The 20,948-nt window shown below is 66.5% G+C and carries 20 protein-coding genes; 10 read left to right on the top strand and 10 right to left on the bottom strand.

Features of this window, described 5'->3' with window-relative positions:
• Positions 1-25: 25 nt before the first annotated feature.
• Positions 26-1,849: a membrane protein insertase YidC gene (yidC, locus tag IP83_RS18815; RefSeq protein ID WP_054123770.1), complete on the top strand. Its 1,824-nt coding sequence runs from the start codon at positions 26-28 to the stop codon at positions 1,847-1,849.
• Positions 1,849-2,508 (top strand): ribosome biogenesis GTP-binding protein YihA/YsxC, encoded by a 660-nt coding sequence (yihA, locus tag IP83_RS18820; RefSeq protein WP_054123771.1) that lies wholly within the window; start codon positions 1,849-1,851, stop codon positions 2,506-2,508. The genes yidC and yihA overlap by 1 nt, the downstream gene beginning before the upstream one ends.
• Here yihA and IP83_RS18825 read toward each other — a convergent pair.
• The gene (locus IP83_RS18825; protein ID WP_082364850.1) at positions 2,505-4,466 is read right to left on the bottom strand and encodes a bifunctional diguanylate cyclase/phosphodiesterase; all 1,962 of its coding nucleotides are present in this window, start codon (positions 4,464-4,466) and stop codon (positions 2,505-2,507) included. The genes yihA and IP83_RS18825 overlap by 4 nt on opposite strands.
• A 149-nt stretch (positions 4,467-4,615) precedes the next feature.
• Here IP83_RS18825 and IP83_RS18830 point away from each other — a divergent pair, with 149 nt between their 5' ends.
• On the top strand, positions 4,616-5,284 hold the full coding sequence (locus IP83_RS18830) for a glutathione S-transferase family protein (protein WP_054123772.1): 669 nt from the start codon (positions 4,616-4,618) through the stop codon (positions 5,282-5,284).
• Here the strand turns inward: IP83_RS18830 and IP83_RS18835 are convergent.
• Complete coding sequence (locus tag IP83_RS18835; protein WP_054123773.1) at positions 5,281-5,703, bottom strand: hypothetical protein; 423 nt, start codon at positions 5,701-5,703, stop codon at positions 5,281-5,283. The two genes, IP83_RS18830 and IP83_RS18835, sit on opposite strands and share 4 nt — an antisense overlap.
• Before the next feature lie 133 nt (positions 5,704-5,836).
• Here IP83_RS18835 and dapE point away from each other — a divergent pair, with 133 nt between their 5' ends.
• Positions 5,837-6,979, top strand: a complete 1,143-nt coding sequence (gene dapE, locus IP83_RS18840; protein WP_054123774.1) for a succinyl-diaminopimelate desuccinylase — start codon at positions 5,837-5,839, stop codon at positions 6,977-6,979.
• Here the strand turns inward: dapE and IP83_RS18845 are convergent.
• The 3 genes from IP83_RS18845 to IP83_RS18855 all read right to left on the bottom strand — a co-directional run bounded on the left by IP83_RS18845 (position 6,963) and on the right by IP83_RS18855 (position 9,442).
• The gene (locus tag IP83_RS18845; RefSeq protein ID WP_369817044.1) at positions 6,963-7,355 is read right to left on the bottom strand and encodes a Smr/MutS family protein; all 393 of its coding nucleotides are present in this window, start codon (positions 7,353-7,355) and stop codon (positions 6,963-6,965) included. The genes dapE and IP83_RS18845 overlap by 17 nt on opposite strands.
• A 206-nt stretch (positions 7,356-7,561) precedes the next feature.
• Positions 7,562-8,761, bottom strand: coding sequence for a murein transglycosylase A (locus IP83_RS18850; RefSeq protein ID WP_054123776.1), 1,200 nt, complete (start codon positions 8,759-8,761; stop codon positions 7,562-7,564).
• Between the two features lie 6 nt (positions 8,762-8,767).
• A complete protein-coding gene (locus IP83_RS18855) occupies positions 8,768-9,442 on the bottom strand; it encodes a Tim44/TimA family putative adaptor protein (RefSeq protein ID WP_054123777.1) in 675 nt (224 codons plus the stop codon).
• A gap of 252 nt (positions 9,443-9,694) precedes the next feature.
• On the opposite strand from IP83_RS18855, the gene secB reads away from it, so the two are divergent.
• The 4 genes from secB (at position 9,695) to IP83_RS18875 (ending at position 13,788) form a co-directional block, all read left to right on the top strand.
• The gene (gene secB / locus IP83_RS18860; RefSeq protein ID WP_054123778.1) at positions 9,695-10,222 is read left to right on the top strand and encodes a protein-export chaperone SecB; all 528 of its coding nucleotides are present in this window, start codon (positions 9,695-9,697) and stop codon (positions 10,220-10,222) included.
• 42 nt (positions 10,223-10,264) lie between these two features.
• Complete coding sequence (gene murJ / locus IP83_RS18865) at positions 10,265-11,842, top strand: murein biosynthesis integral membrane protein MurJ (RefSeq protein ID WP_054123779.1); 1,578 nt, start codon at positions 10,265-10,267, stop codon at positions 11,840-11,842.
• 8 nt (positions 11,843-11,850) lie between these two features.
• Positions 11,851-12,870 (top strand): tryptophan--tRNA ligase, encoded by a 1,020-nt coding sequence (gene trpS / locus IP83_RS18870; RefSeq protein WP_054123780.1) that lies wholly within the window; start codon positions 11,851-11,853, stop codon positions 12,868-12,870.
• A 222-nt stretch (positions 12,871-13,092) separates the two neighbouring features.
• Positions 13,093-13,788, top strand: coding sequence for a DUF4136 domain-containing protein (locus tag IP83_RS18875; RefSeq protein ID WP_054123781.1), 696 nt, complete (start codon positions 13,093-13,095; stop codon positions 13,786-13,788).
• 16 nt (positions 13,789-13,804) lie between these two features.
• On the opposite strand, the gene dut is transcribed toward IP83_RS18875, so the two are convergent.
• From dut to ubiE, 5 genes are read right to left on the bottom strand one after another with little or no spacing between them, the layout of a single operon-like run.
• Positions 13,805-14,275 (bottom strand): dUTP diphosphatase, encoded by a 471-nt coding sequence (gene dut / locus IP83_RS18880; RefSeq protein WP_054123782.1) that lies wholly within the window; start codon positions 14,273-14,275, stop codon positions 13,805-13,807.
• Positions 14,262-15,455: a bifunctional phosphopantothenoylcysteine decarboxylase/phosphopantothenate--cysteine ligase CoaBC gene (gene coaBC / locus IP83_RS18885; RefSeq protein WP_054123783.1), complete on the bottom strand. Its 1,194-nt coding sequence runs from the start codon at positions 15,453-15,455 to the stop codon at positions 14,262-14,264. The genes dut and coaBC overlap by 14 nt, the downstream gene beginning before the upstream one ends.
• 51 nt (positions 15,456-15,506) lie before the next feature.
• Positions 15,507-16,625, bottom strand: coding sequence for an acyltransferase (locus tag IP83_RS18890; protein ID WP_156309872.1), 1,119 nt, complete (start codon positions 16,623-16,625; stop codon positions 15,507-15,509).
• Position 16,626: 1 nt separating this feature from the next.
• Positions 16,627-18,180 carry a 2-polyprenylphenol 6-hydroxylase gene (ubiB, locus tag IP83_RS18895; protein WP_054123785.1) on the bottom strand — a complete coding sequence of 518 codons (1,554 nt, stop codon included), beginning with the start codon at positions 18,178-18,180 and terminating at the stop codon, positions 16,627-16,629.
• Between the two features lie 9 nt (positions 18,181-18,189).
• The gene (ubiE, locus tag IP83_RS18900; protein ID WP_054123786.1) at positions 18,190-18,942 is read right to left on the bottom strand and encodes a bifunctional demethylmenaquinone methyltransferase/2-methoxy-6-polyprenyl-1,4-benzoquinol methylase UbiE; all 753 of its coding nucleotides are present in this window, start codon (positions 18,940-18,942) and stop codon (positions 18,190-18,192) included.
• Positions 18,943-19,001: 59 nt separating this feature from the next.
• On the opposite strand from ubiE, the gene mutM reads away from it, so the two are divergent.
• Positions 19,002-19,814 (top strand): bifunctional DNA-formamidopyrimidine glycosylase/DNA-(apurinic or apyrimidinic site) lyase, encoded by an 813-nt coding sequence (mutM, locus tag IP83_RS18905; protein ID WP_054123787.1) that lies wholly within the window; start codon positions 19,002-19,004, stop codon positions 19,812-19,814.
• An 89-nt stretch (positions 19,815-19,903) separates the two neighbouring features.
• Positions 19,904-20,875 carry a nitronate monooxygenase family protein gene (locus tag IP83_RS18910; RefSeq protein WP_054123788.1) on the top strand — a complete coding sequence of 324 codons (972 nt, stop codon included), beginning with the start codon at positions 19,904-19,906 and terminating at the stop codon, positions 20,873-20,875.
• The last annotated feature ends 73 nt before the right edge of the window (positions 20,876-20,948 follow it).

The raw sequence follows: 20,948 nt of genomic DNA on the forward strand, positions 1-20,948 counted from the left end.
ACCAGACTTACGAACGCGAGGCAGAGTGGAAAATCAGCGCAATGTGATCCTGGCGATGGTGCTCATGGCCCTCATGCTCGTGGGCTGGGACATCGGCATGCGGTACTACTATCCGCAGCCTGCCAAGCTTGCTGCCGGAGCGCCCGCCACGCCGGGTGCCGTGCCCGCACCCGCCGCCACCCCCAAGCCGAACCGCGAAGGCGGTTTGCAGGCCCCGGCGGATGTCGCGCTCGAAAAGCAGGACCTTGCGCAGGCGCTCACCGCCGGTCACCGCATCCCCGTCGATGCGCCGGGCCTCAAGGGCTCGATCAATCTTCTCGGCGGCCTCGTCGATGATCTGACGCTCGCGCGCCACCGCGAGACGCTCGACAAGAACAGCCCGCCGGTGCGCCTGTTCTCGCCCGCCGGGACGCCCGCCCAGCACTTCGCGCAAGTCGGCTGGCTCGGCCAGAACGGCGTCGCCGCGCCTGGTCCGGACACGATGTGGCAGGCCGACGGCGCCAAGCTGACGCCCGCGACACCGGTCACGCTCAAATGGAGCAATGCCACCGGCCAGACTTTCGCGATCCGCTATGCGATCGATGAAAACTACATGATCACGGTGACGCAGTCGGTCAGCAATGCGGGCGGGGCGCCGGTCGCGGTGAAGCCGTTTGCGCTGGTCAACCGCACCGATCGCACCGCCAGCATCGACACGTGGAACGTCCATTCGGGCCCGATTGCCGCCTTCGACGGCGCGGTGACGTTCGACACCAACTATTCGGACGTAAAGACCGCCGGCGCCGTCAGCCCGGCGGGCGCGGCCAACTGGATCGGCTTCACTGATATCTACTGGCTCTCCGCGCTGATCCCGGACACCGCGAATGGTGCCGTGCAGCCCAAGGGTGATTTCCGCAGCGTCTCGCCCGATATCTTCCGCGCCGATCTGATCTACCCGGTCGCCACCGTCGCGCCGGGCCAGACGGCGACGCAGACCGTGCGCCTGTTCGCCGGTGCCAAGGAGAACAACGTCCTCGAAGCCTACGAGAAGCAGGGCGCAACCAATCTCTCGCTCTCGATTGACTGGGGCTGGTTCCGCTGGTTCGAGAAGCCGATCTTCTGGCTGCTCGACGCGCTGTTCCGCGCGGTGCACAACTTCGGCCTTGCGATCATCCTGCTCACGCTGATCGTGCGCGGCATCATGTTCCCGGTGGCGCAGCGCCAGTTCGCCTCGATGGCGGCGATGCGCGCGATCCAGCCCAAGCTGAAGGTGATCCAGGAACGCTTCAAGGACGACAAGCAGAAGCAGCAGCAGGAGATCATGGCGCTCTACAAGGCGGAGGGTGTGAACCCGCTCGCCGGCTGCCTGCCGATCTTCCTGCAGATCCCAGTGTTCTTCGCGCTCTACAAGGTGCTCGTGCTGACCATCGAGATGCGGCACCAGCCCTTCTTCGGCTGGATCAAGGACCTCTCTGCGCCCGATCCGCTGCACGTGCTCAACCTGTTCGGCCTGCTGCCGTTCAACCCGCCTGCGTTCCTTGCCATCGGCGTGCTGGCGATCCTCCTCGGCATCACGATGTGGGCGCAGTTCAAGCTGCAGCCGGCGGCGATGGACCCGTCGCAGCAGCAGGTCATGGCGCTGATGCCGTGGATGATGATGTTCGTGATGGCGCCCTTCGCGGCAGGCCTGCTGATCTACTGGATCACCTCGAACCTGCTCACCATCGCGCAGCAGAAGTACCTCTACAGCAAGCACCCGCAGCTCAAGGCGCAGGCGAGCAAGGACCAACTCGATATCGACCGCGTCGTGGCGCGTGAGCAGAAGGCGCAGGAACCCAAGGGCGGGCCGCGCAAGCCCAAGACGCGCTGATGGAGATCACCGAAGCGGAAGCCGCTGCGCGCGCGGAGCTTGAAGAGCGTGCCCGGCGATTGTTCGCCGGGCCGATCACTTTCCTGAAGTCCGCGCCCGCGCTCAAGTTCATTCCCGATCCGGACGTGCCCGAGATCGCGTTCTCCGGGCGCTCCAACGTCGGCAAGTCCTCGCTGCTCAATGCGCTGACGGGCCGCAATTCGCTGGCGCGCACGTCGGTCACGCCGGGGCGCACTCAGGAATTGAACTTTTTTGACGTTGGCACGCCCCTGCAGATACGGCTCGTCGACATGCCCGGCTACGGCTTCGCGAAGGCCCCGCCCAAGGTCACCGAGCAGTGGAAACGCCTCGTGCGCGATTTCCTGCGCGGGCGGGTGGTGCTGAAGCGCACGCTGCTGCTGATCGATGCGCGCCACGGCATCAAGCCGGTCGACGAGGACATGATGAAGATGCTCGACGAGGCGGCGGTCGGCTACCGCGTCGTCCTCACCAAGGCGGACAAGATCAAGGCGAGCGAGCTTGCCGCCACCCTCGCCGCGACCGAAGCGGCCGCGCGCAAACGGACTGCGGCCTTTCCGCAAGTCCACGTCACCTCGTCGGAGCTCAAGATGGGCATTGCAGAGCTGCGCGGCGCCATCCTCGAGGATGCCGCGATCTAGGCAGCTCTGGTAGTCCGCCGCTCCAGCAGCACGTCCAGCGCCACCGGGCGATCGATGAAATAGCCCTGTGCATAGTGGAAGCCCGCCAGGGTCGCTTCCATCAGCTGCATTTCGGTCTCGATCCCCTCGAACACGCATTCCAGCCGCAGCGAACGGGTGAGGTTGAAGATCGCGCGGACCAGCCGGCGCCCCTCGCCATCGTCGAGTCGCACGGCAAAGCTGCGGTCGATCTTGATGATGTCGATCGGCAGCATGTGCAGCGTGCTGAGGCTGGAGTAGCCCGTCCCGAAGTCGTCGAGCGCGATCTTGGCTCCGCAGGCGCGCAGCTTTTCGAGCGCGGCGCGTGCGCCTGCGTAGTCGGCAATGAGCGAGGTTTCGGTAATCTCGAACACCAGCCGCTCGGCCTCGACCCCGCTGCGCGCAATGCGCTCGATCAGCGCGGCGACCGTGCCGGGATCGGCGATATCGGTCGGTGCGAGATTGAACGAGAGGCGCTGCTCACCCGGCAGGCGGGCGAAGTCGGCAAGCACGCGCTCGAAGGCAGCGAGCGTTACGGTGCGCCCCATCCCTAGCCGCTCGGCCGTGGCGAAGAGCTGCTCGGCTGGAACGGCACCGATGGTCGGCGATTCCCAGCGCGCCAGCGCCTCGACACCGACCATCATCAGCGAGCGGGTGCGGACAATCGGCTGGTAGACCATGGCCAGCTCGCGCTTGAGGTCCGCGCTTTGCAGCGCCGCTTCGAGTGCCTGTTCGGAGCGGATGATGTGCTCCAGCTCAGATGAAAACCGCACGATGCCGCCGCGCCGTGTCCTCTTGGCATGGTAGAGCGCAAAGTCGGCGCGATCGAACAGGTCGTGCGCGCTGGCGCCCGCCTCGGGCCAGGCAGCAAGGCCGACCGAACAGCCGACCGAAACCACGATATCGCCCAGCGGCACCGGCTCCTGCACCTGCGCGCAGAGCCAGGCGCCCATTGCTTCGGCGGCTTCCAGCGAACCTTCGATGATGAGCCCGAACTCGTCCCCGCCCAACCGCGCGATCACCGCGTCGGGGCCGCTTGCCGCCTGTAGCCGTTCGCCGATGGCCTGCAGCAGGCGGTCACCCTGCGCATGGCCGTGGACATCGTTGATCGGCTTGAAGCGGTCGAGATCGATCACCCCGATGGCGAAGGGCGGGGCCTTGTCCCCCCGCGCCAGCAGTGCATCGAGCCGGGCGAAGAAATAGCGGCGGTTGGGCAGCCCGGTCAGCGGATCGGAATGGGCCAGCCGCGCGTTCTCTTCGGCAAGGTGCTGCGCCTGCGTCCGCTCATGGTGCAACGCCGCCTGCGAATCTTCGAGCGCGGCAAACGAACCGAACGAATTCCGCAGCACCTTGAGCACCACCACGCCCACCATGAGGATGTTGAGCGCCATCGAACCCATCGTCACCGTCCCGCGCGCGAGGCAGTAGGTGAGGAACACCCCGAGCACGATAAAGCAGACCAGATGCGCCGCGCGGGGCAGATAGGTCAGGCAGAATATGCAGCCCATCACCGTGATCGCCACGAAAACGGTGACATGCGCATGCTCGTCGCCATGGCCGTAGTGGTCGAGCCCGAGCGCCCAAAACACGAACAGCAGCGAAAGCAGCGCGGCCATGACTTCGGTCCGCCGCAGCATCCGCAGCGCATAGACTTCGTCGACACGACCCTCGTCGATGGGACGCATCCACTGTACGACGCGGACGGCGCAGGCCGCGATCAGCAGAAGCGGCAGCCAGACAGCCAGCCAGCGCGGCGCGACAGCATGGTGGGTGTAGGCCAGCGCGCCCGCGTTCATCGTCAGGATGAGGTACATCGGCGGCAACTGCTTGCGCAGGCGCAGGAACTGGACGACGGGCAGCGGACGTTGGCCGGATCCCTGCTCAAGGGATCCGCCCGCCGCCACCAGGCGCGGAGCAGTCAGGTCGGCCTGCGATGTCATACGGCTCTTTTGCGCAAGGCGCCTTGTCGCGCGGTTGTCCCGTCCATCCGCGCGACCACGCCGGGCATGCCTTGAAAAAACTAACCTTGCGACCGGCCTTGACGGCGCGCCTCGACACCGCCGTGCGGACGGGTTAGGCCTGCTCGCCCATGAAGCTCATCATCGGCAACCGTTCCTATTCCAGCTGGTCCCTGCGCGGGTGGCTGGCAGCCCGCCAATCCGGCCTTGCGTTCGAAACGCAGGTCATTCCGCTCTACCGCGAGAATTGGGATGCAGTGAAAGCCGGTATTCCCGAACTCGCGCCGTCGCAGGGCAAAGTGCCGGTGCTGTGGGACGGCGACGGAGTGGTGTGGGACAGCCTCGCCATCCTGGGATACCTTTCCGACAAGGTCGGTCGCGACCGCTATTGGCCGAAAGCTGACGATGCCCGGGCGCTGGCCCGCGCAATGGTCGCTGAGATGCATTCGAGCTTCGGCACGCTGCGCAGCGAGCTGCCGTTCAACTTGCGCATGGAGCCGGTGGCGAAGCCCCTGACCGATGCAGTTCGTGCAGATGTCGAGCGAATCCTTACGCTATGGGCACAGGCCCGTGCGCGGTTCGGGCAAGGCGGACCGTTCCTGTTCGGCACCTTTGGCGCAGCGGACATCTTCTTCGCGCCGGTGGTGGTACGTTTCCGGCAGTATGGTGTGCCTGTGCCGGGCTTTGCTGCTGCCTACATGGATGCGGTCTGGGACCACGAGTGGCTCGAGACCTGGCGGGCTGCGGCGGCGGACGAAAGCTGGTCGATCCCGCATTTTGATGCTGCGGCTGAGGTCTAGTCCCGCGCCGGCCACCACAGCGGGCCGACGGCGGACAACAGCACAAGCACGTTGATCACCGCATTGGGCGCATTGCCCGAGGCGATCGATCCCGCGCTGTCGAGGCAGAACCACGCCGTCAGCCCCGTCACCACCGCGCGCCGAACGCCTTCGGGCGCTGCGTCATGGACCCAGGCGGAAAGGCACCAGATCATCACGCCCCAACCCAGCAGGAACCCGCCCGTCAGTGCGGACAGGAAGCGCGTGTCGGATGCAGCATAGGTTACGCTGCCGTCGATCGGCCAACTGAGCAAGTCGAGGGTAAGCCGGGCAGGCTCGGCTGTCGCGATCATCGTGCCGAGAAAGAACACCGGCCCGAACGATCCGATGATCAGAGCCGCCACCTTCAGCCAGAACTTGTGAAACGCGCGCGATCGCATCGTTGATCCTCTCCCCTTGCGCGCCGCCCTGATTGTCCCAGTGCGCCCGGCGGCCTGCAATTACCTCGCTGGTCATGCTTCTCCGCCCTTGCAGACGCTTCCCTCCGCTTTCCTGCTCGTCTAACGCCGCCCCATGGCTGTTCCCACCGATGTCCTTGCCCGCACCGCCGCGCTGATCGAGGCGCCCAGCATCACCCCGGCCACCGGCGCCGTGTTCGATGTGCTCGAAGCCATGCTCGCGCCGATGGGCTTCGCGGTGCATCGCTTCCTCGCCGGAGAGCCGCCGGAAGGTCCGGTCGAGAACCTCTTCGCTATCCGCCAAGGCCCTGCACGCTCGCGCCACTTTGCGTTTGCCGGACACCTCGATGTCGTGCCTCCGGGCGAGGGCTGGTCCAGCGATCCGTTCGCGGCGGACTTGCGCGACGCACCCGGCGGCAAAGTGCTCTACGGGCGCGGCGCGGTCGATATGAAGGGCGCCATCGCGGCGATGGTCTGTGCTGTGGAGCAGATTTCAGCCGAGGCCGGCACAATCAGCTTCATCATCACCGGCGACGAGGAAGGCCCCGCCAAGTACGGCACCTTACCGCTGATCGCCCACATGCGCGAAGTGGGCGCGCTTCCCGATTTCTGTCTCGTGGGAGAGCCGACCTCGGTGAACCGGCTGGGCGACATGGTGAAAATCGGTCGGCGCGGCTCGGTGAATGTGTGGCTCACGGCGAAGGGCGCGCAGGGCCACGTCGCCTATCCGCACCTCGCCGACAATCCGATCCCGCGCCTTGTCGCCTTGCTGGCGGAACTCGATGCACTTGTCTTCGATGAAGGCAGCGCGTGGTTCCAGCCCTCGAATCTCGAGATCACCGATCTCGAAGTCGGCAACCGCGCCACCAATGTGATCCCGGCCGAAGCCCGCGCGCGGCTCTCGATCCGCTACAACGATCACCACACCGGGCAGGCGCTGGTCGACCGCGTGACCGAGATTGCCGCCAGGCATCGCACCGAGGTCCGCGCGACCCTGCACGGCGAGGCATTCATCACTCTCCCCGGCGCGCAGTCGGCGCTCGTGGCGACGGCGGTCGAGGCTGAGACGGGTATCAGCCCTGAGCTTTCCACCACCGGCGGCACCAGTGATGCCCGCTTCCTGCGTGCGCTGTGCCCGGTGATCGAATTCGGCCTGACCAACGCGACGATGCACAAGACCGACGAGGCGGTGGCGGTGGACGACCTGGAAGTCCTGACGCGGATCTACCGCCGGATCGCGCTCAGCGCGCTTTCCTGAGAACGATGTAGACCGCCCCGTCGCCGCCATGGCGCGGCTGGGCGGGCCGGACCGATGCGATGCGCCCGGCATGCGGGCTCGCCGCCAGCCAGTCGAGCAGCCGCGCGCGGATCGCGCCGCGCTTGTCGCCTGGCTCAAGGTGATTGGGCAGGCCGTTCTCCGCCACCGGACGGTGCTTGCCTGCAATCAGCAGGATCACCCGCGCACCCATCGCCAGCGCCTGCTCGATCCCGCCATTGAGGCGGCTGTGCGCAAGGGCGATGGAAAGGCCGTGGAGGTCGATGGTCACGTCAGGTTGGAGCGGTCCGCGCGTGAGTTTGCGGTCCCAACTCGAATCGAGGCCTCCTGCGGTGAGCGGGCGGAGCGGAGTTGGCACCGGAGCAGGTTCCGGGCGCGGCGGCGGGACGCGGCCTTTGATACGCTTGGGCGGAGGGGACGGTGCTTCGTCCGGCCCACTCCCGGTCCCTGCTGCAGGCGGGAGAGGGGCAAGAGGCGCCTTCTTCGGGTGGAGCGGGGTGACGGTCGCCGCCACTTTCCGCCATAGCGCGGCTTCATCGGGGCTGAGCCCGCGCGGAGGGGCTCTCATTGGCCGTTCAGCCGGGCGAGCGTGCCTTTGGGCAGCAGGATCAGCGCTTGCCCTTGCGCTTTCAGGCCGCCCGCGATGGTGCGCGCCTCGGCCCCGGCACCCCAGAAGCTGTCAAAGCGGTTGGGCCCCTTGATCGCGCCGCCGGTATCCTGCGCCACCCAGAGCCCGCTGATGCCGCCTTCACCCTGCAGCCACACCGGCGCGCCGAGCGGGACGTAGGCCGGGTCTGCCGCCAAGGTGGTGCGCGGCATGATCGGCACGTTCAGAGCGCCCACCGTGTCCGTCCCGGTCCGCTCGCGGAAGAACACATAGCTCTGGTTCTGCCGCATCAGCGCGCGGCCTTCCACAGGGTGTTCGTGGATGTAGCGCAGGATGCCCTGCATCGAGCCGGGATACTGGCCGGGGCCGGTGCCGATCAGGCCTTGCGCCCGCATCACGCTGCCAATGCCAGTGTAGGGATAGCCGTTCTGCCCGGCAAAGCCGAGGCGCACGACGCTGCCGTCGGGCGCGCGGAGGCGGCCTGAGCCTTGGACCTGGAGGAAGAACAGCTCGGCCCGGTCGGCCACCCAGCCGATTTCCAGGCCCCGACCGGCAAGCGCGCCGTTCTCGATCGCGGTACGGTCGTAGTAGGGCACGAAGCGTCCGGTCTCGTCATAACGGCCAAGCGGCTGTGTCCCATCGGGCTGCGGCGGTGCATCGCCGGGACGCGCGCGGACGAGATCGGGGGGGAGGGCATAGACCGGCACGTCGAAGCCCGGCTGGCGCACGCGGACCCCGGCGATCTCCGGCTCGTAGTAGCCCGTCACCAGCGCTTCGCCGCGCGCCACCGTGGCGGTTTCGAAATAGCGCGTGAAGAAGCCGCGTGCGTCTTCCGCAGGCCAAGCAGACGCAGCGTCGCAAGCTGGCGCCCAGTCTTCGGGACGGGTCAGGCCGCTCGTATCATTGCGCTTTGTCAGGCGCGGGCAACTGGTGATGAAGGCAGACAGCGCAGCGCGGGCATTGGCGTCGCTGAAGCCGAGTCCGGCTGCGAGCGGACCCCGATGCGTGCCGACCAGCGCGGCGTTGGGCGCGGTGGGCGGCACCGGGGGAACCGGCGCGCCCTGCGGGATGATGGGAAGGCAGCTCGAAAGGAATGCCGGTGCCAGAACGGCAAGCCAGGCCAGCTTCCCGGCCTGTCCTGCACGCCGAAACCCCACAGAAAATCAGCCTTCGTCGGTCTCGTCGACCACCCAGTCCGGATCGCGCGAGGTGAGATCGCGCGAAAAGGTCCAGACGTCGTGGGTCTCGATGGCATCGTCGAGCGAGCCGGCGATGACCGCGCCGTTCGCATCGCGGGTGACCGACGCCACATCGGCGGTGAAGCGGACGGTGATCCGTGCACGCGGCGCGGCATAGTCCGCCCCGACAATCCGCGCTTCCTCGATGCGGATCAGCTTGGCGGTGATCGCCTCGCCCGCCGCATTGCGCGCGTCGATCGCTTCGGCGAAACCGGCGTAGACATCGCTGTCGCAGAGCTGCGAAAGCTCGCTCTTGTCGCCACGCCAGAAGGCTTCGAGCACCATGCCATAGGCGCCGCGCGCCCCGGCAAGGAACTGGCCGACATCGAAGCGGCGATCGGCATTCACGATGGCGCGAATGCCTGCCTCGGCGCGGGAGTCGAGCTGGTTATCCTGCGGCATCGGCAACGTGCGCGGCGCGGCGGCGGTCTTTTCCGGCAGGCGCGGTGCAAGCGTGCGCGGCGCGCTGGAGGGATCGGGCTGCTCGACGCGGCGGCGCATCGGCTCCTCGTTCTGCTCCGGACGGCGGCCCAGCACGGCATAGAGTCGCAGGCCCAGGAATGCTGCGATCATCGCGAGAATCACAATTTCAACAATCACAAGGCCACATCCTGCTTGATCAGGGCGGTTGCCGGGCCTGCGGGTCCCGGTCGCCGCCGAATGAGTATCGTGCCCTATGTGGTTACGAAATACAAATGAACAACGCGTGGACGGCACCCGGATTGCCCTCCTGAGGCCAATTTTCGCCTGCCTCTAGGTGCACTCTGTCGCAGCAAGCGTGATTGCCCCGCTCTCCGGCAGGTGCTAGGCGCCGCCGCAATCTCCTCAACTCATTCGCACGAAAGCACGATCATGGCCGAAGAAGGCGATATCATCACCCCGCTCGATCTCGATGCGGCGCAGCCCATGCCCAACGGGGAAGACACCAGCCCGGCGATCGGCCTGATCTCGCAGTACATCAAGGACCTCTCGGTCGAGAATCCCAACGCGCCCGACAGCTATGGCTGGACCGACGCGCCCGAAGTCTCGATCGATTTCAACATCGGCGCCCGCCCGCTCGGGCCCGACGTGCACGAGATCGAAATGAAGATCACCGCCACCTCGAAGGCGCCGCAGGGCACCCAGTACGCGGTCGAACTGCTCTACGGCGCACTGATCGGCATGCGCAACATCACGGACGAGCAGGCCCATCCGTTCCTCTTCGCCGAGGGTCCGCGCCTCGTGTTCCCGTTCGCCCGCCGCATCATTGCCGATGCCGTGCGCGATGCGGGTTACCCGCCGCTGCTGCTCGAGCCGATCGATTTCAACGGCCTCTACCTTCAGCAGCTCCAGGCCCGCCAGGCCGAGGAACTGGCCGCCGGCACCGCCGGTCAGGCCTGATCCGGCCGGTTTCATGGCCGCTCCAGCCATGAAGCAGATGCCATGAACCTGCTGAAGGCAACCGGCACGATTGGCGGGCTCACGCTCGCCAGCCGTGTGCTGGGTCTCGTGCGCGACAGCCTGTTTGCCCGCTATGTCGGCGCAGGCTTCGCGTCCGACGCGTTCCTCGTCGCCTTCCGCCTGCCCAACATGTTCCGCGCCCTCTTCGCCGAGGGCGCGTTCGCCTCGGCCTTCATCCCGATGTTCAACCGCAAGGTGGGCGATCCCGAGGGGCAGGGCCTGCCTGATGGCCTCGACTTCGCCGAGCGGGCGCTGGCGGTGCTGCTGCCGACGCTGGTCGTGATGACCGCGCTGCTCGAGGTGTTCGCGTGGCCGGTCACGCTGGTCCTCTCCGGCCAGTTCAACGGGGTGAGCGCTGAGCAGTTCGCTTTCGCCGTCGCGCTGTCGCGCATGACGATCCCCTATCTGATGCTGATCAGTCTCGTCTCGCTCTGCGGGGGGATTCTCAATTCGCTGCACAAGTTCTGGGTCAATGCCGCGGCACCGATCCTGCTGAACCTGACGCTGATCGCGGCGCTGCTGCTGTTCCATTCGGCCGATCCGATGATCACCGCGCGCAATCAGGCCATCGGCGTTTCGGTCTCGGGCGCGCTGCAGCTGGCATGGCTGGTCTGGGCCTGCCGCCGCGCCGGGGTGAGCCTCAAGCTCCGCCTGCCGCGGCTCGATGCCGACGTGAAGCGCCTCATGGCGCTGATCTGGCCTGCCGCCGCCGGGGCTGGCGCGGTGCAGATCAACCTCGTCATCTCGACTGCGCTCGCCGCCTCGCTGCTCGCGCATGGTTCGGTCACCTACATCTACATGGCGGACCGGCTGAACCAGCTGCCGCTGGGCCTGATCGGTATCGGGCTTGGTACCGTGCTGCTCCCAACCATCTCGCGCCAGCTCGGCGGCGGCGACGAAGCGGCTGCGATGGAAACGCAAAACCGCGGGCTTGAACTCGCGCTGCTGCTGACTTTGCCTGCCACAGTAGCGCTGGTGCTCTGCGGTGAGCCGATTGCTGCCGCGCTGTTCGGCTATGGCCGCTTCACGCCGCAGGACGCGCATTTCACCGCGCAGGCGCTGGCCGCCTTCTCGATCGGCCTGCCCAGCTACATCCTCGTCAAGGTGCTCACCCCCGGGTACTACGCGCGGCAGGATACGGTGACGCCGGTGCGCTACGCCACGATCTCGATGGTCGTGAACCTCGTGCTCAATCTCGTGCTGATCCTGCCGCTGCAACATGTCGGCCCGCCGCTGGCGACGGCCATCGCGTCCACGGTCAACGTGCTGATGCTCTACCGCACGCTCGTGGCGCGCGGGCAGTTCACCACGGATGCGCGCCTGCGCCGCCGTGTGCCGCGCCTTGCGCTTGCCGCGCTGGCCATGGGCGGCGTGCTGTGGGCGGGGCAGGGCCTGTTGATGCCTTACGTCCACGGCACCTGGCTGGTTCGTTTCCTCGCGCTGGCGGTGCTGGTCTCGGCGGGCGGGCTCGTCTATGGGCTCAGCGCGGTCATCCTCGGCGCATTCTCCAAGGCCGACTTGCAACTTCTCCTGCGCCGCAAGCGCGCCCCTTCAGAGTGACTCGTCCCATGCGCATCGTCTCGGGCATCCAGCCCACCGGCAATCTTCACCTCGGCAACTATCTGGGCGCGATCCGGAACTGGGTGGCGATGCAGGATGAATGGACCGCGAAGGGCGGCGAGTGCCTCTACTTCCTCGCCGATCTCCACGCGATCTCGATGCCGCACGATCCCGCCGCGCTGACCGCCGGCACGCGCGAGATGGTCGCCGCGCTGGTCGCCTGCGGGATCGATCCCAAGCGCTCGGTCGTGTTCAACCAGACGCAGGTCCCCGCCCACGCCGAACTGCAATGGCTGCTGACCGGCACCGCCCGGATGGGCTGGCTGAACCGCATGACGCAGTGGAAGGACAAGGCCGGCAAGAACCGCGAAGGCGCCTCGGTCGCGCTGTTCACCTATCCGGTGCTGCAGGCTGCGGACGTCCTGCTCTATCAGGCGACCCACGTTCCGGTGGGCGAGGACCAGAAGCAGCACCTCGAACTCGCCCGCGACATCGCGCAGAAGTTCAACAACGACTTCGCTTCGGAAGAGGCCCCCGTCTTCACTCTGCCCGAGCCGATCATTCCGCCCGAAGCAGCCCGGATCATGAGCCTGCGTGATGGAGCCTCGAAGATGTCGAAGTCCGATCCTTCGGACATGAGCCGCATCAACCTTACCGATGATGCCGACGCGATCATGCAGAAGGTCCGCAAGGCCAAGACCGATCCGGAACCTCTGCCGGGCGACAAGGACGGTCTTGAAGGGCGCCCCGAGGCCGCCAACCTCGTCGGTATCTATGCCGCAATGGCAGGGATCACGCAGGCCGATGTGCTGACACAATTCGCCGGGCAGGGTTTCGGCGCGTTCAAGCCGGCACTGGGCGAGCTCCTCGTCGAGAAGCTCGCGCCGATCACCGCGCGCTACCGCGACCTGCGCCGCGACACCGCCGCGCTCGATGCGATTCTCGCGGACGGTGCCGCGCGGGCCAAGGCGCTCGCGGCGCCCACGCTTGAACGCGCCTATGCGGGGCTCGGGCTGCTCAGAGGGTAACCCCGGCGGTTAACATCAGTTGCTGTGTTTGCACCGTGCTGCGACAGTGTAACAAATTGCATCAGATTGCCTCCTTGGTGCTGGAATCGCCCGCAATTGCGGGAGTTTATTGCTGTCGTTAAACTGGCATTCAGCACCTGACGCTCATGCATTTTGCATGCTACCAATGCCGCAGTTCCGGCCAACAGGGGGGCCGAAACTGCGCTAAGGAGTCTTAATCATATGAGCCTGATATCCACGCGTAATCGCTTCGCCCTGATCGCGGCGCCTCTCTTGCTGGCGCTCGGCGCCTGCACCACACCGTTCAACGCCAATGTCTCGCGCTTCCAGGCCGAGTTGCCGGCGCCTGCCGGTCAGACCTTCGCGGTTGTCCCCGAGAATCCGCGCAATGCGGGCGGTCTCGAGTTCGCGCAGTATGCCGGCCTTGTCGCCGCGCAGCTGCAGAAGGTTGGCTACGTGCCCGCCACCAGCCCGCAGACCGCCGATCTCGTCGTCCAGTTTGACTATGGGGTCGACAAGGGTCGTGACCGCCTGCGCAATAACGGCCTCGCCGATCCCTTCTGGGGTCCGGGCTGGGGGCCTGGCTGGGGTGGCCGCTGGGGCGGCTGGGGCGGCTGGGGCCCGGGTTGGGGCGGTGCCTGGGGTCCCGGCTGGGGTCCCGGCTGGGGCGGCGGCTGGGGTGGCGGCTGGGGAGGCGGCGTCGATGTCGTCACGGTCTTCAACAGCGGGATCGAGATGAAGATCGACCGCCGCGCCGATGGCAAGCGCCTGTTCGAAGGCAAGGCCGAAGCATCATCCAGTTCGAATCGTCTGACTTATCTGGTGCCCAAGCTGGTGGAAGCGATTTTCACCAACTTCCCCGGCAACAATGGCGAAACGGTGAAGATCTCGATCGCACCGGAAAAGAAGAAGAGCTGATCCCGAAGGGTTCGGCTTAGCCGGGGAGCGCCGCAAGGCCCCCGGTCGAGCCGAACCCGCCCGCGCCGCGCGCAGTTTCGTCAAGCTCTTCGACCTCCAGCCAGCTGGCCTGCGTTACCGGCGCCAACACAAGTTGCGCCACGCGGTCTCCCCGGCGGATCGAGAACGTCTCTGCGCCAAGGTTGATCATGATGACCTTGAGTTCGCCGCGATAGTCGCTGTCGATGGTGCCCGGCGTGTTGGGCACCGTCACGCCATGCTTGAGTGCAAGGCCCGACCGAGGACGCACCTGGATTTCAAAACCCGCCGGAATTGCCATGGCAAGACCCGTCGCGACCGCGTGGCGCGCGCCGGGCGCGATCTCGACGTCTTCTGCGGACACGACATCCATGCCCGCCGCGCCTGCGGTGGCGTAAGCTGGCAGCGGCAAGTCATCATTGCCCGGCAAGCGCTTGACCATAACGGGCACAGGGTCAGGCGAGTGCATTGGCAATCCTTTCAACCAGCGCGGCAGCAACCGCATCCTTGGGCATTTCGGGCAGGCTCTCCACCCCGTCGGCACGCACGATATGCACCGCGTTGAGGTGCCCGCCCATCACATCGCCGGACACGTCGTTCGCCACGATCCAGTCGGCGCCCTTGCGCACCAGCTTGGCCTGCGCGTGCGGCACCACGTTCTCGGTCTCGGCCGCAAAGCCGACCAGCAGGCGCGGGCGATCGGGCGAAGCGCCGAGGCGCGCGAGGATGTCCGGGTTTTCGGTCAACTGCAGCGGGGGAACCGCGCCCGAGCCATCCTTCTTGAGCTTCTGCTCGGCTTCGGAAGCCACACGCCAGTCCGCAACGGCTGCGACCATCACTGCCGCATCGGCAGGCAGGGCAGTCGCGACGGCCGCGGCCATCTCGCGCGCGCTTTCGACGTTCACGCGCGTCACCCCCGGCGGCGTCGGCAGCGTGACGGGTCCCGCCACCAGCGTCACCCGCGCACCCATCCGCGCGGCGGCGGCGGCAATCGCAAAGCCCTGTTTGCCGCTCGAACGGTTGGCGATGTAGCGCACCGGATCGATGGCCTCGTGAGTCGGCCCGGCAGTGACCAGCACGTGCTTGCCCGCAAGCGGTCCGGTCGGCTCTCCGCCCAGCTTCGCGACAATTGCGGCGAGGATCGCGGGCGGTTCGGGCAGGCGGCCGGGGCCGAATTCACCGCACGCCATCGGGCCTTCGTCGGGCTCCATCACCTCGATGCCATCACCGCGCAGGGTGGCGACGCTGCGGCGGGTGGCCGGGTGCTGCCACATCCGCACATTCATTGCGGGCACCGCGAGCACCGGCTTGTCGGTCGCCAGCAGCAGCGTGGTGGCCAGATCATCGGCGAGGCCTGCCGCCATCCTGGCCATCAGATCAGCCGTTGCCGGACAGACCACCACGAGATCGGCATTCCGCGAAAGCTGGATGTGGCCCATCTTCGCTTCGGCATCGAGGTCCCACAGCGTGGTGTGGACTTCATTCTCGCTCAGCGCCGCAAGCGTCATCGGCGTCACGAATTGCGCGCCGCTCTTGGTCAGCACACAGGTCACAGAGCCGCCCTCGCGCCGGATCAGGCGCACGAGTTCGCTGGCCTTGTAGGCCGCGATGCCGCCGCCGATGATGAGGAGGATGCGCTTGCCGAGCATGGCCGCGCTTGTGCAATGGCGCGCCGCGCGGCGCAATCCGTTTTGCGCCTATCAGGCTGTGAGCGCTTTCCGCTCCCGCCGCTTGCCCGCAAGCTTCAGCACCAATTTCTGTGCAGGCCGTTCGAACCAGCGGTGCGAGGCAAAGCCCGCCAGCACGCTAGCGCCGACGAAGAACAGCAGGAAGGCCGGTTGCCGAGCAATGCCACGCGAACCCAGCGTGGCGTCGATCAGCAGCACCAGCATCAGCTGCAGCGGGAAGTGCCACAAGTAGACGCCGTAAGAGGCATCGCCCAAGTGCCGTGCGGCGGCGAGCTTGTCGTCCCGGTCTGCGGTATCGATCGCCAGCACGGCGAGGAGCGCGGCAAAGGTGCCCGCCAGTGTCGCGCCGTCTTCCCAGTGCAGGCTCAACCCGAGCCACACCGCGGCGACGGCCAGCATGGTCGCCAGCGGCGCCAACACGCCCGCACGCAGTCCGCCTTTCAGCGCCGCCCCATAGACGGCCGCGCCGCCGAAGAAATAGCCGATGCAAGTGAACACCGGCTCATCCGGCGCCTTGAGGAAGAACAGCGCCAACGCGGTCACCGCCGCTGTCAGCGCAAGAACCATGGGGGACTTCCGGAGGCCCGGCAGCAGCAGCCAGAACACCGCATAGGCGAGGATCTCGGTTGAGAGCGACCATGACGGGCCGTTGAACGACTGATCCGCCTGCCAGCCCCAGAAATGCGCGAGGCCGAGGCTCAGGACGAAGTGCTTGATGTCCTGATGGTGGTAGATGAACTCGGTGCCGTTCACGCCGCTGTAGGCCGCCTGCAGCACCGCCACGAGCACCAGCGTCAGCAGATGCAGCGGCCAAAGGCGCGCCACCCGCGCCAGCCAGAATCGCCCCCGCGCGCCGGCATCGGCAAGATAGACATGCGCGAAGACGAAACCCGAGACCGCCCAGAAATACTGCACCGCGACGTGGCCGTAATCGTAGAGCCACCATAGCTCGTGATAGAGCGGCGAAACTTTCGCCCGGGCCACGTGGAACTGGAAATCCACCGGCGGCACGAAGAAGTGCTGGTAGTGCCAGAACAGCACTGCACAGGCGGCGAGCAGGCGCGAGAGATCCAGCGCGTTGAAGTGCCGCTTCTTGAGCCGCAGGCCGGGCAGGGGAGGCGCTTTGCTCACCTCAGCTCCAGGGACCGAGCAGGAGGACTCCCGCGCTGGCTGCCGCACCAATCACTGCTGCGGCGACGTAGCCGAGCCACTTGAGCCCGCCGCCATCGCCGATGAGCACCACCGGCGGCAAGGGCGGATCTTCCGGCGCGCCGCCCTTGGGCGGGAAGCGTTCCTCCACGCGGCGGACCAGATCGGGCAGGCCGAGCAGGGTCTTCACGTTCTCGCGGATGCGGTCGGCAATCGCTGCTTCCGGGCCCAGTTCGTCGCGGATCCATTCGCGCACGAAAGGCGCCGCCACGTCCCACATGTTGATGGACGGGTCGAGCTGGGTGGCGATGCCCTCGACCATCACCATGGTCTTCTGCAGCAGCAACAGATGCGGCTGGGTCTGCATGTCGAAATCGCGGGTGATCGCGAAAAGCCCGTCGAGCATCTGGCCGACCGAAAGCTCGCTCACCGGCTTGCCGCGCATCGGCTCGCCCACGGCTCGCAAAGCCGTCGCGAACTCGGCTACCGAATGGTAGCTCGGCACATATTGCGCCTCGAAATGGATCTCGGCGACGCGGGTGTAGTTGCCCGTCGTCAGGCCGTAGAGGATTTCCGCCAGCCACTGCCGCGCGCGGCGGTCGATCCGGCCCATGATGCCGAAGTCGATCGCGGTGATCGTTCCGTCGGCTTCGATGAACAGGTTGCCCTGATGCATGTCGGCATGGAAGAAACCGCCGCTGATCGCCTGCCGCAGGAACGCGATCACCAGCCGGCTTGCCAGCACCTTGCGGTCATGCCCGGCGGCGTCGATGGCATCGTTGTCGCTGATCTTGATGCCGTCGATCCAGTCGAGCGTCATCACCCGGCCATTGGTGCGATCCCAGTCGATACCGGGCACGCGGTAGCCGGGGAAGGCGTGCATCTGCTCGGCGAGTTCGGAGGCCGAAGCCGCCTCGCGCCGCAGATCAAGCTCGCTCATCGTCCAGCGCTTGAAATTGGCGATGACCATGCGCGGACGCAGGCGGGAGGCTTCGCCGCCGAACGATTCGAGATGCGCGGCCGCCCATTCATACGTGGCGATATCGGCGGTGAACTTCTCGCGCACGCCGGGACGCAGCACTTTCACCGCCACCTTGCGGCCATCGGTCGTCACGGCGCGGTGGACCTGCGCCACCGAAGCCGCACCCACCGGCTCTTGCTCGAACTCGGCGAACAAGTCCTCCAGCGGCCGCTCGAAGCTGTCCTCGATCTCGCGGCGGATCAGCGCGAAATCCACCGGCGGCAGCTTGTCCTGCAGCTTGAGCAGGTTGGTCGCTGGTCCCGGACCGACCAGATCGGGCCGCGTCGCCAAAGTCTGCCCCAGCTTGATCGCGGCAGGACCGATGGCCCGGAAGGCCCCCGCGTAATCGCGCTCGCGGTTCTTGCCCGTCAGCGAAACCCAGCGCGCGAGTTTTGCCAAGCGGCGCACCTGCGGCGGGGCATTGCGGTCGTTCTCGATGCCGATCAGCGCGCCGTGCCGGGCAAGCGTGATGCCCCAGCCGAGCAGGCGGCGAATATGAGTCGTGTGGCGGAGCAAGGGCCGGTCCTAGATCTTCCAGCCCGAATGGATCGCGACTGCGCCGCCCAGAATCGGCTCGACCTTTGTGTGGCGGAAACCAGCGCTGCGGATCATGCCCTCGAATTCGCGCATCTTGGGGAAGCGGCGGATCGATTCGATCAGGTAGCGATACGAATCGGCATCGCCTGCGATCATCTGGCCCAGCTGCGGCACGATCCGGTGAGAATAGAAGTCGTAAGCCTCGGCAAAGCCCGGCCATTCGGTGGTCGAGAACTCGAGCACGAAGAACCGCCCGCCGGGCTTCAGCACGCGGTGTGCTTCGGCCAGCGCCTTGTCGATCCGGGTCACATTCCGGATGCCGAACGCGATCGTGTAGGCGTTGAAGGTCTTGTCGCCGAAGGTCAGCTCCTCGGCGTTCTGGCGCGACCAGGTCAGGCCTTGAATGCCCTGCTTTTCGGCGCGTTCGATGCCGACATCGAGCATGTCCTGGTTGATGTCCGAGACCGTGATCTCCGCGCCATGCCGCGCCATGCGAAAGGCGATGTCGCCGGTGCCGCCCGCCATGTCGAGGATCGCCTCTCCGCTGCGCGGCTTGACCCGGCGCACGAAGCGGTCCTTCCACAGCCGGTGCATGCCCGCCGACATGGCATCGTTCATCCGGTCGTAGTTCTTGGCGACGGAGGAAAACACCGCGCCCACGCGCTCGGTCTTCTCTTCCGGGGTCACCTCCTCATAGCCGAAGGAGACGGTTTCGGGCTCGGCAGCGGTTGCGTCGGTCATGACACGCGCCTTTACGTGGGAATTGCCGCAACCGCAAAGCCTGTTAGGGGCACAGAGCCATGCCTGAATTGCCAGAGGTAGAAACCACCGTCCGCGGCCTCGCCCATGTCCTCGATGGGCAGGTGATCGCACGTATCGAGACCCGCCGCGCGGACCTCAGGCGCCCATTCCCGCTGGAGCTGGTGCAGGCGCTGACCGGCGCGCGGGTGACGGGGCTTGGCCGCCGCGCCAAATACGGACTGATCCATGTCGATCGCGGGCAGACGATGGTGTTCCACCTCGGCATGAGCGGGCGCTGGCGAATCGATCCCGAGGAAATCGGCAAGCACGATCATCTGGTGATCGAAACCGGGGCAGGGCGCACATTGGCGCTGAACGACGCACGCCGGTTCGGCTCGGTCGATCTCGTCGATACCGCCGTGCTGGAAGCATGGCCGCAATTCGCCGCGATGGGGCCGGAACCGCTCGGCCCCGGCCTGACGGCAGCCCACCTCGCCAAGGCCTTCGAGAACCGCTTCGCCGCCGTGAAGCTGCTCCTGCTCGATCAGCAGATCGTCGCGGGCCTTGGCAATATCTACGTCTGCGAGGCACTCCACCGCGCGAAGATCCACCCGGAGCGCGAGGCCGGCAAAGTCAGCCGCGCCGCGCTGAACCGCCTCGTGCCTGAAATCCGCGCCGTGCTCGAGGAAGCGATTCGCGCAGGCGGCTCCACCTTGCGTGATTATGTCCGGCCCGACGGCGAACTGGGCTATTTTGCCAAGGACTGGCGCGTCTATGGCCGCGAGGGCGATCCCTGCGCCTGCGGCAAGCCGGTGCAGCGGCTGGTGCAGGGCGGGCGCTCAACGTTCTTCTGTGCTTCCTGCCAGAAATAGCAGCGCAGCCCCTCTTGCGCGGCGGGCCAAACTTGCCTTTCCTGCGACCCGCAACGCGGACAACAACGACCGAGAGGATCAAGGCACCCATGAAGACCCGCATCACCGAACTCTTCGGCATCGAGCATCCGATCATCCAGGGCGGCATGCACTATGTCGGCTTTGCCGAGATGGCTTCCGCCGTGTCCAACGCGGGCGGACTGGGCATCATCACCGGCCTCACGCAGAAGACGCCCGCCGATCTCGCCAATGAAATCGCGCGCTGCAAGGACATGACCGACAAGCCCTTCGGTGTGAACCTCACCTTCCTGCCCACGGTCAATTCGCCCGACTACCCGGGCTACATCCGCGCAATCATCGAAGGCGGGGTCAAGATCGTCGAGACCGCGGGCAACAACCCCGCGCCGTTCCTCCCCTATTTCAAGGACGCCGGGATCAAGGTGATCCACAAGTGCACCTCGGTGCGCCACAGCGTGAAGGCCCAGAACGTCGGCTGCGAAGCGATCTCGGTCGACGGCTTCGAATGCGGCGGCCATCCGGGCGAAGACGATATCCCGAACTTCATCCTGCTCCCCCGCGCGGCCGAGGAACTCACGATTCCCTTCGTCGCCTCGGGCGGCATGGCCGATGGCCGCAGCCTCGTCGCCGCGCTGGCCATGGGCGCGGAAGGCATCAACATGGGCACACGCTTCATCGCCACCCAGGAAGCGCCGGTGCATGAAAAGGTGAAGCAGGCGCTCGTCGCCGCGTCCGAACTCGATACCCGGCTCGTCATGCGCCCGCTGCGCAATACCGAACGCGTGCTCACCAACGCCGCCGTCGAACGCCTGCTCGAAAAGGAACGCCGCCTCGGGGCGGACATCAAGTTCGAGGACATCATCGAGGAAGTCGCGGGGGTCTACCCGCGCATCATGATGGAAGGCGATATGGAAGCCGGCGCATGGAGCTGCGGCATGGTCGCCGGCCTCATCCACGATATCCCGACCTGCAAGGAGCTGGTGGACCGCATCATGGCGCAGGCCAACGGCATCATCCGCGAGCGGCTGGCGGGGATGGCGTAGGCGCCACCCCGCAACCAAGCGCAACCTGCTCCTCCCCCGTTCGGGGGAGGCTGGGTGGGGGTGCGCGGCGCCT

It is taken from the genome of Novosphingobium sp. AAP93 (genome assembly GCF_001296055.1).
Classification (GTDB): domain Bacteria; phylum Pseudomonadota; class Alphaproteobacteria; order Sphingomonadales; family Sphingomonadaceae; genus Novosphingobium.

Bases quoted from the DNA above. Each gene is read 5' to 3' on its own strand.
- yihA (WP_054123771.1), top strand. From the start codon at position 1,849: ATGGAGATCACCGAAGCGGAAGCCGCTGCGCGCGCGGAGCTTGAAGAG.
- IP83_RS18825 (WP_082364850.1), bottom strand. From the start codon at position 4,466: ATGACATCGCAGGCCGACCTGACTGCTCCGCGCCTGGTGGCGGCGGGC.
- IP83_RS18830 (WP_054123772.1), top strand. From the start codon at position 4,616: ATGAAGCTCATCATCGGCAACCGTTCCTATTCCAGCTGGTCCCTGCGC.
- IP83_RS18835 (WP_054123773.1), bottom strand. From the start codon at position 5,703: ATGCGATCGCGCGCGTTTCACAAGTTCTGGCTGAAGGTGGCGGCTCTG.
- dapE (WP_054123774.1), top strand. From the start codon at position 5,837: ATGGCTGTTCCCACCGATGTCCTTGCCCGCACCGCCGCGCTGATCGAG.
- secB (WP_054123778.1), top strand. From the start codon at position 9,695: ATGGCCGAAGAAGGCGATATCATCACCCCGCTCGATCTCGATGCGGCG.
- murJ (WP_054123779.1), top strand. From the start codon at position 10,265: ATGAACCTGCTGAAGGCAACCGGCACGATTGGCGGGCTCACGCTCGCC.
- trpS (WP_054123780.1), top strand. From the start codon at position 11,851: ATGCGCATCGTCTCGGGCATCCAGCCCACCGGCAATCTTCACCTCGGC.
- IP83_RS18875 (WP_054123781.1), top strand. From the start codon at position 13,093: ATGAGCCTGATATCCACGCGTAATCGCTTCGCCCTGATCGCGGCGCCT.
- dut (WP_054123782.1), bottom strand. From the start codon at position 14,275: ATGCACTCGCCTGACCCTGTGCCCGTTATGGTCAAGCGCTTGCCGGGC.
- coaBC (WP_054123783.1), bottom strand. From the start codon at position 15,455: ATGCTCGGCAAGCGCATCCTCCTCATCATCGGCGGCGGCATCGCGGCC.
- ubiE (WP_054123786.1), bottom strand. From the start codon at position 18,942: ATGACCGACGCAACCGCTGCCGAGCCCGAAACCGTCTCCTTCGGCTAT.
- mutM (WP_054123787.1), top strand. From the start codon at position 19,002: ATGCCTGAATTGCCAGAGGTAGAAACCACCGTCCGCGGCCTCGCCCAT.
- IP83_RS18910 (WP_054123788.1), top strand. From the start codon at position 19,904: ATGAAGACCCGCATCACCGAACTCTTCGGCATCGAGCATCCGATCATC.